The sequence below is a fragment of the Serratia sp. T13T92 genome, from assembly GCF_047530105.1.
Taxonomy (GTDB): Bacteria; Pseudomonadota; Gammaproteobacteria; order Enterobacterales; family Enterobacteriaceae; genus Chania; species Chania fonticola.
This window is the reverse complement of record NZ_JBLJAK010000005.1, coordinates 91,406-106,917: the sequence shown is the minus strand read 5'-3', so window position 1 is coordinate 106,917 and position 15,512 is coordinate 91,406. Positions and strand designations below refer to the sequence as shown.

The 15,512-nt window shown below is 56.6% G+C and carries 13 protein-coding genes and 1 other RNA gene; 10 read left to right on the top strand and 4 right to left on the bottom strand.

Annotated features, from left to right (window positions below):
- Window positions 1–316: 316 nt before the first annotated feature.
- Window positions 317–1,555 carry a phosphoglycerate dehydrogenase gene (serA, locus tag ACMV5I_RS07815; protein WP_024486383.1) on the top strand — a complete coding sequence of 413 codons (1,239 nt, stop codon included), beginning with the start codon at window positions 317–319 and terminating at the stop codon, window positions 1,553–1,555.
- 74 nt (window positions 1,556–1,629) lie between these two features.
- Here serA and ACMV5I_RS07810 read toward each other — a convergent pair whose 3' ends face one another.
- The 3 genes from ACMV5I_RS07810 to zapA form a co-directional block, all read right to left on the bottom strand.
- Complete coding sequence (locus ACMV5I_RS07810; RefSeq protein ID WP_414824064.1) at window positions 1,630–2,238, bottom strand: 5-formyltetrahydrofolate cyclo-ligase; 609 nt, start codon at window positions 2,236–2,238, stop codon at window positions 1,630–1,632.
- Between the two features lie 52 nt (window positions 2,239–2,290).
- A non-coding RNA gene (ssrS, locus tag ACMV5I_RS07805) (6S RNA) lies at window positions 2,291–2,474 on the bottom strand.
- 41 nt (window positions 2,475–2,515) lie between these two features.
- Window positions 2,516–2,845 carry a cell division protein ZapA gene (zapA, locus tag ACMV5I_RS07800; RefSeq protein WP_021179791.1) on the bottom strand — a complete coding sequence of 110 codons (330 nt, stop codon included), beginning with the start codon at window positions 2,843–2,845 and terminating at the stop codon, window positions 2,516–2,518.
- Window positions 2,846–3,140: 295 nt separating this feature from the next.
- On the opposite strand from zapA, the gene ACMV5I_RS07795 reads away from it, so the two are divergent.
- The 9 genes from ACMV5I_RS07795 to ACMV5I_RS07755 all read left to right on the top strand — a co-directional run bounded on the left by ACMV5I_RS07795 (window position 3,141) and on the right by ACMV5I_RS07755 (window position 14,657).
- Entirely contained in the window at window positions 3,141–3,719 is a 579-nt protein-coding gene (locus ACMV5I_RS07795; protein WP_024486381.1) for a YecA family protein, read from the top strand.
- Window positions 3,720–3,809: 90 nt separating this feature from the next.
- Complete coding sequence (gene pepP, locus ACMV5I_RS07790) at window positions 3,810–5,123, top strand: Xaa-Pro aminopeptidase (protein WP_021806207.1); 1,314 nt, start codon at window positions 3,810–3,812, stop codon at window positions 5,121–5,123.
- A 1-nt stretch (window position 5,124) separates the two neighbouring features.
- Window positions 5,125–6,303, top strand: coding sequence for a 2-octaprenyl-6-methoxyphenyl hydroxylase (gene ubiH / locus ACMV5I_RS07785; RefSeq protein ID WP_414824063.1), 1,179 nt, complete (start codon window positions 5,125–5,127; stop codon window positions 6,301–6,303).
- Window positions 6,304–6,532: 229 nt separating this feature from the next.
- The gene (gene ubiI / locus ACMV5I_RS07780) at window positions 6,533–7,735 is read left to right on the top strand and encodes an FAD-dependent 2-octaprenylphenol hydroxylase (protein WP_414824062.1); all 1,203 of its coding nucleotides are present in this window, start codon (window positions 6,533–6,535) and stop codon (window positions 7,733–7,735) included.
- Between the two features lie 590 nt (window positions 7,736–8,325).
- The gene (gcvT, locus tag ACMV5I_RS07775; protein ID WP_121607754.1) at window positions 8,326–9,423 is read left to right on the top strand and encodes a glycine cleavage system aminomethyltransferase GcvT; all 1,098 of its coding nucleotides are present in this window, start codon (window positions 8,326–8,328) and stop codon (window positions 9,421–9,423) included.
- A 29-nt stretch (window positions 9,424–9,452) separates the two neighbouring features.
- Complete coding sequence (gene gcvH / locus ACMV5I_RS07770; RefSeq protein ID WP_021806203.1) at window positions 9,453–9,839, top strand: glycine cleavage system protein GcvH; 387 nt, start codon at window positions 9,453–9,455, stop codon at window positions 9,837–9,839.
- Window positions 9,840–9,924: 85 nt separating this feature from the next.
- On the top strand, window positions 9,925–12,804 hold the full coding sequence (gcvP, locus tag ACMV5I_RS07765) for an aminomethyl-transferring glycine dehydrogenase (RefSeq protein ID WP_141132896.1): 2,880 nt from the start codon (window positions 9,925–9,927) through the stop codon (window positions 12,802–12,804).
- Between the two features lie 121 nt (window positions 12,805–12,925).
- Window positions 12,926–13,891, top strand: coding sequence for a zinc-binding alcohol dehydrogenase family protein (locus ACMV5I_RS07760; protein WP_414824061.1), 966 nt, complete (start codon window positions 12,926–12,928; stop codon window positions 13,889–13,891).
- 19 nt (window positions 13,892–13,910) lie between these two features.
- The gene (locus ACMV5I_RS07755) at window positions 13,911–14,657 is read left to right on the top strand and encodes an SDR family oxidoreductase (RefSeq protein ID WP_024486991.1); all 747 of its coding nucleotides are present in this window, start codon (window positions 13,911–13,913) and stop codon (window positions 14,655–14,657) included.
- A gap of 222 nt (window positions 14,658–14,879) precedes the next feature.
- Here the strand turns inward: ACMV5I_RS07755 and ACMV5I_RS07750 are convergent, their stop codons facing one another.
- The gene (locus ACMV5I_RS07750) at window positions 14,880–15,488 is read right to left on the bottom strand and encodes an HD domain-containing protein (RefSeq protein WP_094981477.1); all 609 of its coding nucleotides are present in this window, start codon (window positions 15,486–15,488) and stop codon (window positions 14,880–14,882) included.
- Window positions 15,489–15,512 lie beyond the last annotated feature (24 nt).

Here is a 15,512-nt window from a genome sequence, read left to right as displayed (position 1 = left end):
CTTTTCTCAAAATCGACGAATTTGGTGACATATGTCACATTCCGTTAATAACCTCCGTTAAGCTTCTGCCTAAATCTTTCCCAATGGCATTTTCCACCAGAAAGCACCGACATCGCTGAGCCTTGTGCTAACGGGCAGGCAATCGTTTGTATTGCCGGGCGCGTTATTTTTGTTATGTTGGAGGGACGTGCTGTTGATTTTGGGTTGCTGCCAGTGTGGTGGCAATTTGAAAGCTATCCCCGTCGTGTGGTTTAAAGGATGGCGGGTATAAAGGGGAAAACAGCCGCTTCTGAAGTCTGATTATAGGGTCGGGTAAATGGCAAAAGTATCATTGGAGAAAGACAGGATTAAGTTCCTGTTGGTAGAAGGGGTTCATCAGAGCACCGTAGATAACCTGCGTGCTGCCGGATATAGCAACATCGAATATCACAAAGGTGCGTTAGACACCGAAGCGCTGAAAGCATCGATCCGCGATGCACACTTCGTAGGTATCCGATCGCGCACACATCTGTCCGAGGAAGTCTTCGCGGCTGCAGAGAAGCTGGTCGCGGTGGGCTGTTTCTGTATCGGCACCAACCAGGTTGATTTGAAAGCGGCGACCAAACGCGGCATTCCGGTGTTTAACGCGCCTTTCTCCAATACTCGATCCGTGGCCGAAATGGTGCTGGGTGAGCTGCTGTTGATGCTGCGTGGGATCCCAACGGCCAATGCCAAGGCACACCGTGGCCAGTGGCAGAAACTGGCCGTGGGCTCGTATGAAGCACGGGGCAAGAAACTGGGGATCATCGGCTACGGCCATATCGGGACTCAGCTCGGCATCCTGGCGGAAGGCCTGGGGATGAAGGTGTTCTTCTACGACATCGAGAACAAGCTGCCGCTGGGTAATGCCCAACAGGTGCGCCATCTGTCCGATCTGCTCAATATGAGCGACGTGGTCACGCTGCACGTGCCGGAAACGCTGTCGACCAAGAACATGATCGGCACCGAAGAGCTGGCGCTGATGAAGCCAGGTGCGATCCTGATCAACGCCTCACGCGGCACCGTGGTGGATATCCCGGCACTGTGTAACGCCTTGGCGAGCGACCATCTGGCCGGTGCGGCAATCGACGTGTTCCCGGAAGAGCCGGCAACCAACAGCGATCCGTTCAATTCTCCACTGTGCGAGTTCGATAACGTGCTGTTGACGCCGCATATCGGCGGTTCAACCCAGGAAGCGCAGGAGAACATCGGTGATGAGGTGGCTGGCAAGCTGGCGAAGTATTCCGATAACGGCTCAACGCTGTCTGCGGTCAACTTCCCAGAGGTGTCGCTGCCAGCTCATGGCCCGAACGCCAGCCGTTTGCTGCATATTCATGAAAACCGCCCAGGTATCCTGACGCAGATTAACCAGATCTTCGCCGAAGAAGGGGTGAACATCGCGGCCCAGTATCTGCAGACCAGCTCGGAAATCGGCTACGTGGTTATCGATATCGAAGCGGAAACCGAACGTGCGGATGCCGCGTTGCAACGTATGAAAGCGATCGAAGGGACTATCCGCGCCCGCCTGTTGCTCTAACTGGCCATACAACGGGCGCAGCATGCGGCGCCCCTACGACGAACCATCTGAGGCCGGAGCAATCCGGCCTTTTGCTATGTGGAGAGCGGCCAGGCCCAGCTTTGTGACGGGGTAATAATTTCTGGCAGAGGGATATCCCATTGCTCCACCGGCAAGGCGCTAACCCGTTGGCAATCGTGCGCAATCCCCATCGGATAGGGGCCTGCGTGCTGCCAGTTTTGTAAGGTGCGATCGTAAAACCCGCCGCCCATCCCCAGACGTTGCCCTGCCGAATCGAAGGCGACCAGCGGCGTCAATACCACATCCAACAGCGACACCGGCAAGACGTGGCGGACATCGAGCGCTGGCTCAAGAATGTTGAAGCGGTTGCTAACCAGTGATGTTTGCGCGGTGTAATGCAGGAACAGCAAGTTACCGGGGCTGAACGGATGCAAAACCGGCAGATAAACCTGTTTACCCAGTTGCCACAGCTGCTCGATCAGCGGGCCAGTATCTAGTTCACCATCAAAAGAGAGAAACGCCGCGATGTACCTGGCTGCCTGAATGCGTGGATGCTGCGCAATATTGCTGGCCATTTGCTGGGCGAAACCATGCTGTTGAGCGGGCGTTAAGGCACGGCGTCGTTGACGTATTTCGTTACGGATGAGTTGGCGTTGCTGAGCGAACTGAGGTTGCAAAGACATAGTGTTAGATTCGCCAGTAGTGGTGAGTTAACACACTGAAAACGCAGGTGAAGGGATCTCCGAGATGCCGTCGCAGGCTGTAACCCTTGAACCCATGGTTCAAGGTGAACGTGCTGTCACAATCTTAAGGCTTCTCGGACGGGCCGAGCATGCACACCGATCGTGGATCATCACATTCTGTTGGTACTAAATATCGGCTCAGGGGACTGGCCCGCTGGCAAACATCTCAGAGAAATTTTTCACTCATTGCCGGAGCCTTCAACTCCAGCAACTTAAGTTATTCGAATTGTGCATCCTGACGTTCAGAGATGCGACCCTGTTCAAGCAGTGCTTGTTCAATGGTCTGTTGCAGCATACGAATTCGTTGTTCCATATTGGCCGCATAGTCACGCGTTTTCAAGCGTTCTTGAGCAAGTTCGTGACAGACGTTCAATGCTGCGATAAATACGAGCTGCTCTGTATTTGTGACTCTAGTGCGAACTTTAAGATCTTGCAACCGTTGGTTAAGATCTTCTGCTGCCATGTTCAACGCATCTTGTTGTTCTGGCGGGCAATTGACTCTTAACGAGCGGCCAAAAATTTGAATATCTACCGGTTGTGCAGACATGCCACCTTCCTGCCTAAATTTCGCGCCAGCACCGGTCAGCCATTGCCGGGCTGCCGAAGCGGGCGTCACTATATATACCTGGGTACCAAGATTCAACACTTTTTCAGTACCTGGTTGTAATCTACCGCGCCTAACATTACCAGACAAAAAACGGTTGCAAAATGCGTATTTACCGTACGTTTGCCCGGACTGCGCTGATTATAACTAGCCACTGAGGTGTTGCCTCAACTGGTATACCAACGGACCTTGGTGGTAGCATAACACGAACTTATCCTGCCAACGATGACGAATGCGCATGTCTATACAGAATACATTTCCAAGTTACCAATCTTTGACCGTGGCTCTTAACCAGCAGGCGGTTGCTTTGACCGCCGCTGAGATGCACGGTTTGATCAGTGGCCTGCTGTGCGGCGGCAACCGTGACGCCAGCTGGCAGACGCTAGTGTTTGATCTGACCAACGAGGGTATTGCCTTCCCGCAGGCGCTGAGCCAACCGTTACAGCAGCTGCATGAAATCACTCGTGATACGCTGGAAGATGACGAATTCATGTTCCAACTGATGATGCCGGAAGGCGAAACCGTCAGCGTGTTTGACCGTGCGGATGCCTTGGCAGGTTGGGTAAACCACTTCCTGTTGGGGCTGGGCATGATGCAGCCGAAGCTGGCGCAGGTGAAAGATGAAGTGGGCGAGGCGATCGACGATCTGCGTAATATCGCTCAACTGGGTTATGACGAAGGCGAAGACCAGGAAGAACTGGAACAGTCGCTGGAAGAAGTGGTGGAGTACGTGCGCGTTGCTGCGCTGCTTTGCCATACTGAATTTACCCGCCAGAAACCGACGGCCCCGGAAAATAAAAGGCCAACGTTGCACTGACCGGCGGATCCCACGTCCGTTGGCCGAGAGCGCTGATAACCCCTACTGACCGCGTTCAGCAGGTGGCATAAACCGATTTCAGGAGATGTGATGACCCAGCAGGAATTTCATAAACGCCGTCAGGCTTTGTTGGCACAGATGGCTCCGGCCAGCGCGGCAGTGATTTTTGCCGCACCGGAAGCGACGCGTAGTGCAGACTCTGAATATCCTTATCGTCAGAACAGTGATTTCTGGTATCTGACCGGTTTCAACGAGCCGGAAGCGGTGCTGATCCTGGTGAAGAGTGATGAAACTCATAACCACAGCGTGCTGTTCAACCGCGTACGCGATCTGACGGCAGAAATCTGGTTTGGCCGCCGTTTGGGGCAAGACGCGGCTCCGGCCAAGCTGGGTGTAGACCGCGCGCTGGCCTTCGACGAAATCAACGATCAACTGCACCTGCTGCTCAACGGCCTGGACGTGGTGTATCACGCGCAGGGGCAATATGCCTATGCCGATGAAATCCTGTTCGGCGCGCTGGATAAACTGCGTAAAGGCTTCCGTCAGAATCTGGAAGCTCCTGCAACCCTGACGGATTACCGTCCTTGGCTGCATGACATGCGCCTGTTCAAATCGGCAGAAGAAGTTGCCGTTATGCGCCGCGCCGGTGAGATCAGCGCAATGGCACATACCCGTGCGATGGAAAAGTGCCGCCCGGGCATGTTCGAATATCAGCTCGAAGGGGAGATCCTGCACGAGTTTAATCGCCTGGGAGCCCGTTTCCCGTCTTACAACACCATCGTCGGCAGCGGAGAGAATGGCTGCATCCTGCATTACACCGAGAACGAGTGTGAAATGCGTGACGGCGATTTGGTGCTGATTGATGCCGGTTGTGAATATCGTGGGTATGCCGGCGATATCACCCGCACCTTCCCGGTTAATGGCAAGTTCAGCAAGCCGCAGCGTGAGGTATATGACATCGTGCTGGCGTCGATCAACAAGGCGCTGGAAATGTTTAAACCGGGGATCAGCATTCGCGAAGTGAACGATCAGGTCGTGCGCATCATGATCGCCGGGTTGGTTGAGCTGGGCGTGATGAAGGGCGACGTGGAACAGCTGTTTGCCGAGCAGGCACACCGCCAGTTCTTTATGCACGGCCTGAGCCATTGGTTGGGGCTGGATGTGCATGACGTGGGCCACTATGGCTCAGCGAGCCGCGATCGCGTGCTGGAGCCTGGCATGGTGTTGACGGTAGAACCTGGCCTGTATATCGCACCGGATGCCGATGTGCCGCAGGAGTATCGCGGTATCGGTATTCGCATCGAAGATGACATCCTGATCACCCAAGACGGCAATGAGAATTTGACCGCCAGCGTGGTGAAGGATGCCGACGCGATTGAAGCCCTGATGGCGGCGGCCAGATAACATGAGCGTAATCATTGTGGGCGGTGGGATGGCTGGCGCTACGTTGGCGCTGGCGATTTCATCACTGACGCAGGGCAAGGTGGCCGTCGATCTGGTGGAGGCCACCCGGCCGGACGATCGTGCGCATCCAGGTTTTGATGCACGGGCTATCGCTCTGGCGCAGGGAACCTGCCAACAGCTGGCTCGTATCGGCGTTTGGGCTGCGTTGCGGGACTGTGCCACGGCAATCACTCACGTCCACGTCAGCGATCGCGGGCATGCCGGTTTTGTGAACCTGCACGCGCAAGACTATCAGGTGGAGGCGTTGGGGCAGGTGATTGAACTGCACGACGCTGGACAGCGGTTGTTTGCTCTGCTGGCGAAGGCTCCTGGGGTCACTCTGCATTGTCCGGCCAAAGTGGTCGACGTGCTGCGCACCGCCGATCGTGCTGAAGTGCAGTTGGATAACGGGCAGCGCCTGACGGGCCAGTTGCTGGTGGCGGCGGACGGTTCACGTTCGGCGCTGGCGCAGGTCTGCAATATCCAGTGGCAGCAGAGTGATTACCCGCAGTTTGCCACCATTGCCAACGTTTCGACGGCTGAGGCTCCGCAAGGTCGGGCGTTCGAACGCTTCACCCGCTACGGGCCGTTGGCGCTGTTGCCGATGTCTGGTGGGCGTAGTTCGTTGGTTTGGTGCCATGCGCGGGAAAATCGTGAACAGGTCGATAGCTGGAGTGATGAGCGTTTTCTCAGTGAGCTGCAACAGGCCTTCGGCTGGCGGCTGGGTAAGATGCTGAAGGCGGGTAAGCGCCACAGTTACCCTCTTAGCCTGCTGAAGGCCAATCAGCACGTTAGCCACCGTCTGGCGCTGGTTGGCAACGCGGCGCAGACGCTGCATCCGATCGCCGGGCAGGGATTCAACCTGGGCTTGCGAGACGTGATGTCGCTGGCGGAAACCTTGGCAGAAGCCGCGCAGGCTGGCACCGATTTGGGTGCCTATGCGTTATTGAGCCAGTATCAGCAACGTCGGCAACAGGATCAGCAGGCGACTATTGGCGTCACCGACGGTTTGATCCGCCTGTTTGCCAATAGCTACGCGCCGCTGGTCGCCGGGCGTAATCTGGGGCTGATGGCAATGGAGCAGCTACCGGCCATGCGCGATGCCTTTGCCAAACGCACGTTAGGTTGGGTTGAACGCTAATTTTTCCCTTAGCTATGTGCTGAAGTCGGTCAGAATGTTGACTGTTGTCACCGTACCAACTCCCTCTCCCTAGTGGGATAGAGTGAGGCCGAAGTTGGGATGAACACTAATTTTTGCCCTACCTGCCTTGCCGAAGTGGGGCAATATTTTGATAAAAGTCGCCAAATCAGCTCCCTCTCCCTGTGGGAGAGGGTTGGGGTGAGGGGCAAATTTAAGGAACTCAAGCAGCATGCAATCATTTGATGTGATTATCGCCGGTGGCGGTATGGTGGGATTGGCACTGGCCTGCGGCTTGCAGGGAAGTGGCCTGCGCGTCGCGGTGCTGGAACAACGGCAGCCGGAACTATCGCCGTTGCCAGAACAACCCGCTTTGCGCGTATCTGCCATTAACGCCGCCAGCGAGCGCTTGCTGCAAAGCATTGGCGTGTGGGATGAGATCCGCAACCTGCGCGCCAGCCCGTATAACGCGATGGAAGTCTGGGATCGTGACAGCTTCGGTAAGATCGCGTTTCGCGGCGACGAATGTGGTTTCAGCCATCTCGGCCATATCATTGAAAACGAGGTGATCCAGCAGGCGCTGTGGCACAAGGCCGCCACCTTGGCCGATGTGACGCTGCTCGCTCCGGCCGCGCTGAAACAGGTGGCATGGGGGGAAAATGACGCCTTCGTCACACTGGAAGATGGCCGCATGTTAACCGCCCGACTGATGATCGGGGCCGACGGAGCCAACTCCTGGCTGCGCCAGCACGCCGATATCCCGTTGACCTTCTGGGACTACCGCCACAGCGCGCTGGTGGCTACCATTCGCACCGAAGATCCCCATTTGGCCACGGCCCGCCAGGTGTTTCATGGCGAAGGGATCCTGGCCTTCCTGCCGTTTAGCGATCCGCATTTGAGTTCGATCGTCTGGTCGGTTGCGCCAGAAGAAGCTGAACGGCTGCAACAGCTGGAACCGGAAGCCTTTAACCGGGAACTGGCAATGACCTTCGATATGCGTTTGGGTAACTGCCAGCTCGAAAGCGAGCGGCTGACCTTCCCGCTTACCGGGCGATACGCCCGCAGCTTTGCCGCCCATCGTCTGGCGCTGGTAGGGGATGCGGCACACACCGTGCATCCGCTGGCCGGGCAGGGCGTAAACCTGGGCTTTATGGACGCCGCCGAGTTGATATCCGAGCTGAAGCGCCTGCAACGTCAGGGCAAGGATATTGGTCAACACCTGTATCTGCGCCGTTATGAGCGCCGCCGCAAGCACGGTGCTGCAGTTATGCTGGCGAGCATGCAAGGGTTCCGCGAACTGTTTGCAGGCCATAACCCGGCGAAGAAACTGCTGCGTGACGTGGGCTTGAGGCTGGCAGACAGCCTGCCGGGCGTGAAGCCGAAACTGGTGCGGCAGGCCATGGGGCTTAACGATCTGCCGGACTGGCTCGCCTAAAACCAGTGTAGTTGTCAAACGGGCGCAGCATGCGGCGCGCCCCCACGGCCGAATATTTCAGCAACCATGGCGTTGCGGCATAAACTTGACCGATTCACTACGTCGTAGGGAGTGCCACATGCCGCGCCCGCTAATCTGCATGTTTACCCGTCATCGATTTCCCTTATACCTCCCTTCGTTTGAGAAATTCTAATTTCAGGCAGAATTTCCCATTACTTTTTCTAATTCCATGGTCGGTTATCAAAAACCGAAATTCTCTATCCCAGCCTCTGTTTGTTATATAACTTCGGATTTTTGCCGCTTTAATTGTTAATTTTGTGCCTCAAAGCGCATTTTTCCAGTGAAAAACTCTGCAAACTAACGCGGCATTTTACCGACCCTGAACCCGGTCGAGCCTATTTTAACTTATGGTTAATAGGGGCGTTCGGTGTTAACGTCAGGGCAAAGGTATCGTTTGCGTCGTTGACCATTGGCGAGGCAATTTGTGTTGAGCAGCCAGCGTGTTTCGCGCAATCAGGCCCGCGAGCTACACCCGCCTTATTGCGTAATAACACCCTGTCTTCGGCTACTTGAGTGGAAAGAGGGAAAAGATGGCAAAGCAAACCCCACTGTACGACCAGCACGTGGCGTGCGGTGCGCGCATGGTTGATTTTCATGGCTGGATGATGCCGCTGCACTATGGCTCCCAGATTGATGAACACCACGCCGTGCGTCAGGATGCCGGCATGTTCGATGTCTCCCATATGACCATCGTGGATCTGCGCGGTGCTCGTACCCGTGAATTCCTGCGTTACCTGTTGGCGAACGATGTCGCCAAACTCACTCAATCTGGTAAAGCGCTGTATACCGGCATGCTGAATGCGTCCGGCGGCGTGATCGACGATCTGATCGTCTATTTCTTTACCGAAGACTATTTCCGCCTGGTGGTGAACTCCGCCACCCGCGAAAAGGATCTGGCCTGGATCGAACAGCATGCGGCTCCGTACAACGTTGAGCTGACGGTGCGTGACGATCTGGCGCTGGTTGCGGTGCAAGGTCCACAGGCCAAAGAGCGCGCCGCCACCTTATTTACCCCAGAACAGAAGCAGGCTGTGGAAGGCATGAAGCCGTTCTTCGGCGTGCAGGCGGGTGACCTGTTTATTGCTACCACCGGCTATACCGGCGAAGCGGGCTATGAAATTGCCCTGCCGAAAGAGCAGGTGGTGGATTTCTGGCAGAAACTGCTGGCCGCTGGGGTCAAACCTGCCGGACTGGGTGCCCGCGACACCCTGCGCCTGGAGGCCGGTATGAACCTCTACGGCCAGGAAATGGACGAAGGCGTTTCACCACTGGCTGCCAATATGGGCTGGACCGTTGCCTGGGAACCGCAGGATCGTCAGTTTATCGGCCGTGAAGCGTTGGAACAGCAGCGCGAAAATGGCACCGAACAACTGGTCGGCTTGATCATGACGGAAAAAGGCGTATTACGTAATGAGCTGCCGGTGCATTTCACCGATGCGAACGGTCAACCCCAGGTTGGGGTGATCACCAGCGGTTCTTTCTCACCAACCTTGGGCTTCAGCATTGCGTTGGCAAGGGTTCCGGCCGGTATCGGTGAGCAGGCTATCGTACAGATCCGTAACCGTGAAATGCCTGTGAAAGTCTGTAAGCCAGGTTTTGTACGTGCCGGTAAGTCACTGATCAATTAGTTTTTATTCTTCGAAGGAGTAGCAGGCCAATGAGCAATGTGCCAACAGAATTGAAATACGCCACCTCCCATGAGTGGGTGCGTGACGCAGGCAACGGTGAATATGTTGTCGGTATCACCGAACACGCGCAGGAACTGCTGGGCGATATGGTCTTTGTCGATCTGCCGGAAGTCGGCACCACGGTTTCCGCGGGCGATGACTGTGCCGTTGCGGAGTCGGTCAAGGCCGCTTCCGATATTTACGCGCCAATCAGCGGTGAGATCATCGCGGTTAACGGCGAACTGGAAAGCTCCCCGGAGCTGGTCAACAGCGAGCCATACGGCGAAGGTTGGCTGTTCCGCATCAAGGCATCCGATGCGGCAGAGCTAGACAAGCTGCTAGATGCTGGTGCTTACCAGGCCTCCATCGACGAATAATCACTATCACGCCCCACCTACCTGTGGGGCGTTTTGCAGTTCAGGCTATATCCCGTACCCCGCAAGCATTCAGGAATTTGTAGCAATGACTCAGACACTCAGCCAACTTGAACACAGCGAAGCGTTCATCGAGCGCCACATCGGCTCTTCCGCAGAGCAACAGCAGCAGATGCTGGAAGCCGTGGGCGCTCGCTCGCTCAGCGCGCTGATCCAACAGATTGTGCCAGCCGATATCCAACTGCCAGGGCCTCCGCCGGTAGGCGATGCGGCCACGGAACATCAGGCGCTGGCCGAACTGAAGGCGATTGCCTCACAGAATCAGCGCTACAAATCCTATATCGGTATGGGCTACAGCGCGGTGCTGACGCCGCCGGTGATCCTGCGCAACATGCTGGAAAACCCAGGCTGGTATACCGCTTATACCCCTTATCAGCCGGAAGTGTCGCAAGGCCGCCTTGAGGCGCTGCTCAACTTCCAGACGCTGACTCTCGATCTGACCGGGCTGGATCTGGCCTCTGCCTCCTTGCTGGATGAAGCTACCGCTGCCGCAGAAGCGATGGCGTTGGCCAAACGTGCCAGCAAACTGAAAGACGCCAACCGCTTCTTTGTGGCTGACGATGTGCACCCACAAACGCTGGACGTGGTACGTACCCGTGCCGAAACCTTTGGCTTTGACGTGATCGTCGACAAACCGGCGAAGGTGTTGGAGCTGCAAGGCGTGTTTGGCGTACTGCTGCAACAGGTTGGCACCACTGGTGAACTGCACGATTACAGCGCCCTGTTGGCAGAGCTGAAAACGCGCAAAATCATCACCAGCGTGGCAGCCGATATCATGGCGCTGGTGCTGTTGACGGCACCGGGCAAGCAAGGGGCCGACGTGGTATTCGGTTCTGCGCAACGCTTTGGCGTACCAATGGGCTACGGTGGCCCACACGCAGCGTTCTTCGCCTGCCGTGACGAATTCAAACGCTCGATGCCTGGCCGTATTATCGGGGTGTCCCGCGATGCTGCCGGCAATACCGCGCTACGCATGGCGATGCAAACCCGTGAGCAACATATCCGCCGCGAAAAGGCCAACTCGAATATCTGTACCTCGCAGGTGCTGCTGGCCAATATCGCCAGCCTGTATGCGGTGTACCATGGTCCACAAGGCCTGCAACGTATCGCCGGGCGTATCCATCGCCTGACCGATATTCTGGCCGCTGGCCTGCAACAAGCGGGCCTGACACTGCGCCATCAAACCTGGTTCGACACGCTGACCGTGGAAGTGAAAGACAAGGCGGCGGTGCTGGAACGTGCGCTGGGCTTTGGCATCAACCTGCGTACCGATATCCACGGGGCAGTCGGCATCACGCTGGATGAAGCGACTTCCCGTGAAGATGTGCAGACGCTGTTTGCCCTGTTGGTCGGCGATAACCACGGTTTGGATATCGATGCGCTGGATGCCGCCGTGAGCAAAAACAGCCAGTCGATCCCGGCGGCAATGCTGCGTAAAGATCCGATCCTCACGCATCCGGTGTTTAACCGCTATCACAGCGAAACCGAGATGATGCGTTATATGCACCGTCTTGAGCGTAAAGATCTGGCGTTGAACCAGGCGATGATCCCGCTGGGCTCCTGCACCATGAAGCTGAACGCCGCTGCGGAAATGATCCCGATCACCTGGCCTGAATTCTCTGAACTTCACCCGTTCTGTCCGCCGGAGCAGGCCGCAGGTTATCAAGTGATGATTGGGCAGCTTTCCCAATGGTTGGTGCAACTGACCGGTTACGATGCGGTGTGCATGCAGCCTAACTCGGGCGCACAGGGCGAATATGCCGGTTTGCTGGCGATCCGCCGCTACCATGAAAGCCGCAATGAGGCAGGGCGTAATATCTGCCTGATCCCAAGCTCGGCGCACGGTACCAACCCTGCTTCTGCCCAGATGGCGGGCATGGGCGTGGTGGTCGTGGCCTGTGACAAGAACGGCAACATCGATCTGCACGATCTGCGGGTGAAAGCCGAGCAGGCCGGGGAGGCCCTGTCGTGCATCATGGTGACCTACCCGTCAACCCACGGCGTGTATGAAGAAACCATCCGCGAAGTGTGCCAGATCGTGCATCAGTTTGGCGGCCAGGTTTACCTGGATGGAGCCAACATGAACGCGCAGGTGGGGATCACCACGCCGGGCTATATCGGCGCGGACGTATCGCACCTCAACCTGCATAAAACCTTCTGTATCCCTCACGGCGGTGGCGGCCCAGGCATGGGACCTATCGGCGTGAAGTCTCATCTGGCACCTTTCGTACCAGGCCACAGCGTGGTGCAGATTGATGGCGTTACCACCCAGCAGGGCGCGGTTTCTGCCGCACCGTTCGGCAGCGCCTCTATCTTGCCGATCAGCTGGATGTATATCCGCATGATGGGCGCGGAAGGGCTGAAGCAGGCCAGCCAGGTGGCAATCCTGAATGCCAACTACATCGCAACCCGCCTGAAAGATGCTTACCCGGTGCTGTATACCGGCCGCGATCACCGCGTGGCGCACGAATGTATTCTGGATATTCGTCCGCTGAAAGAAGAGACCGGCATTAGCGAGATGGATATCGCCAAACGCCTGATCGACTATGGTTTCCATGCGCCAACCATGTCATTCCCGGTGGCAGGCACGCTGATGGTTGAACCGACCGAGTCGGAAAACAAGGTGGAACTGGATCGCTTTATCGATGCGATGCTGGCTATCCGCAGTGAGATTGACCGCGTGCAGCAAGGCGAATGGCCACTGGAAGACAACCCATTGGTTAACGCACCGCACGTGCAGGCGGAACTGGTCAGCGACTGGCAGCATGCTTACAGCCGCGAGCTGGCGGTATTCCCGATAGCTGGCGTACGTGAGAATAAATACTGGCCGAGTGTGAAGCGCCTGGATGATGTCTACGGCGATCGTAATCTGTTCTGCTCTTGCGTACCGATGAGCGACTACGAATAACACCATCTGCCAAAATGATGATCGAGGGACACTGCATGATGCCGTGTCCCTTTTTTATTGCAGCTCCACAGTGATTGCTGTTCACTGAGTAACGGGTCACCCGAACGAACAAGGAAACGGTATGAAAGCGGCAGTCGTTAATACGTTAGGTCAGGCACCACAGTTAGGCGTTTTTGCTGCCCCACAGCCATTAGACGGCGAAGTGGCTATCGAAGTGATGGTTGCCGGTATCAAACAGTTGGATCGCGCCATTGTGGCTGGTAAACACTACTCCAGCCCGAAGGATCTGCCGTTTGTCCCCGGTACCGATGGTGTAGGCAGAACACCAGATGGGCAGCGGGTGTACTTTGCTTCTTTTCGCCAGCCACACGGCGCATTGGCCGAGCGTACCGTTGCTTCATGGACGGTTCCAGTGCCCGATGCGCTGGATGATGCGACCGCCGCAGCGTTGATCAATCCGGCGCTGGCGGCATGGTTGCCGCTGTTCTGGCGTGCCAATATTCAGCCAGGGGAAACCGTCTTGATCATTGGCGCGACTGGTACCTCAGGCAAGCTGGCGGTTGCGGCGGCGCGTCAGGCCGGTGCCGGGCGAATTGTCGCGGCTGGACGGCGGCAGAGCGTACTGGATGCGTTAGCAGTGGATGCCACGGTGGATCTGAGCCTTGAGGGTATTGAACTACAGCAAGCCTTTACCGCCGCTGCCGGGCCGCAAGGCTATGACGTGGTGGTGGATTATATCTGGGGGCCCGCTACGGAGGCACTGCTGGCGACCTTCAATAATCACGATCTTTCCTCTCATGCTGGTGGGCTGGGCATCCGCTTAGTGAACGTAGGCTCCATGGCTGGGCCTACCATTAGTTTGCCTGCGGCGGTGCTGCGCAGTACGCAGTTGCAGATCCTGGGTAGTGGCACGGGCAACTTCCCGCCGATCCCGCAATTAAAAACCATCGTGGCCGATATTCTTGCACTGGCAGCGGAAGGAAAAATCAGTGTCGATACCCAGGAACATGCCTTTGCCGATATTGCCGAGGCGTGGGATATCAACAAGAAAAGCGATACCCGCTCCGTTATCCGCATCCGCGACTAAGCGCAGTTAAGGAACAGAAATGACAAAAGTAGTGTTAGTGACCGGTGCCAGCCGTGGGATAGGCCGCGCGACGGCATTATTATTAGCCCAACAAGGCTATGCGGTGGGCGTCAATTATCTGCGCGATAGTGAGGCGGCTGAGCAGGTGGTGGCGCAAATCCGCCAACAGGGTGGCAAGGCGCAGGCACTGCAAGCCGATATCGCTGAAGAAGCAGAAGTGGTGGCGATGTTTGCTGAATTGGAGGCCACGCTGGGGCCAATCGGCGCTCTGGTCAATAACGCGGGCATTCTGTTCCAACAGGCGAGCATTGAGCAACTCACCGCCGAGCGGATCAATAAGGTGCTGACGACCAACGTCACCGGGTATTTTCTCTGCTGCCGCGAAGCGGTAAAACGTATGGCGCTACGCCATGGTGGGCAGGGCGGAGCGATCGTCAATGTGTCTTCCGCTGCGTCGCGTCTGGGGGCCCCGTGGGAATATATCGACTATGCGGCGTCAAAAGGGGCTGTGGATACGTTGACTACCGGTCTGGCGTTGGAAGTGGCGGCACAGGGGATACGCGTCAACTGTGTAAGGCCAGGTTGTATTTATACCGAGATGCATGCCAGCGGAGGAGAGCCGGGGCGGGTAGATCGGGTGAAGGCGGCGTTGCCAATGCAGCGGGGGGGGCAGCCAGAGGAAGTGGCGCAAGCTGTTGCCTGGCTGCTTTCCGATGCGGCGTCCTACGTCACCGGCACTTTTATCGAAGCCGCTGGCGGTCGTTAAGCACGGCAATTGCGGTATCCCCTCACCCCAACCCTCTCCCACAGGGAGAGGGAGCTAGTACTGAGTCGTAATCAGGTATAGGTGTTAATCTTTAACGGGGCGATTTAGGGGACGAATACAGAAGCTGATATGTAGCACGTTAAGTCCCCTCTCCCTTTGGGAGAGGGTTAGGGTGAGGGGCGTGTTGATTATCAAAATAACTGACAGCACTACCCTCATCGATTACTTCAGCCAGCCTTTACGCTGCGCATCCTGCAAATGCTGCTCCAAATGTTGCCACAGCTCAGGATGGATATCGGCAATCATCGTATTACGGTCCAATACCTGCTGCAGGCTAATATCATTTTCTACCCAGCTCTGACCGCCGTTGTGCAGGTTCATCAGCATTGGCATGCAGCGATCCAGCACCAGCGCAAAACGGGCATCGGCGCTTTCGCCTGCTTCATACTCTTGCCACAGCGCGGTGAAAACCCCGCGTTGAGGTTCAGGTAATATCCCGAACAGCCGTTTTGCCGCCGCCACTTCCTGATCGTGGATCGCCGCCCGTGCCGCCAGATCGTAAACCATAACGTCACCGGCATCGATCTCGACGATATCGTGCAGCAGGGCCATCTGGATCACGCGCTGAATATCCACTTCATCGCTGGCATAAGGGGCCAGGCTCAAAGCCGCAATGGCAAAGTGCCAACTGTGCTCGGCCGAGTTTTCCTGACGTTGGGTGCCCATCACCTTGGTACGGCGTTGCACGCTTTTAAGTTTGTCGATTTCCATCAGAAACTGGATAGTTTGAGTCATGGAGCCAAAGTCTAACGCGGGTACAGCGGATGACATGGTACGAACCTCGAGGTGAATGAT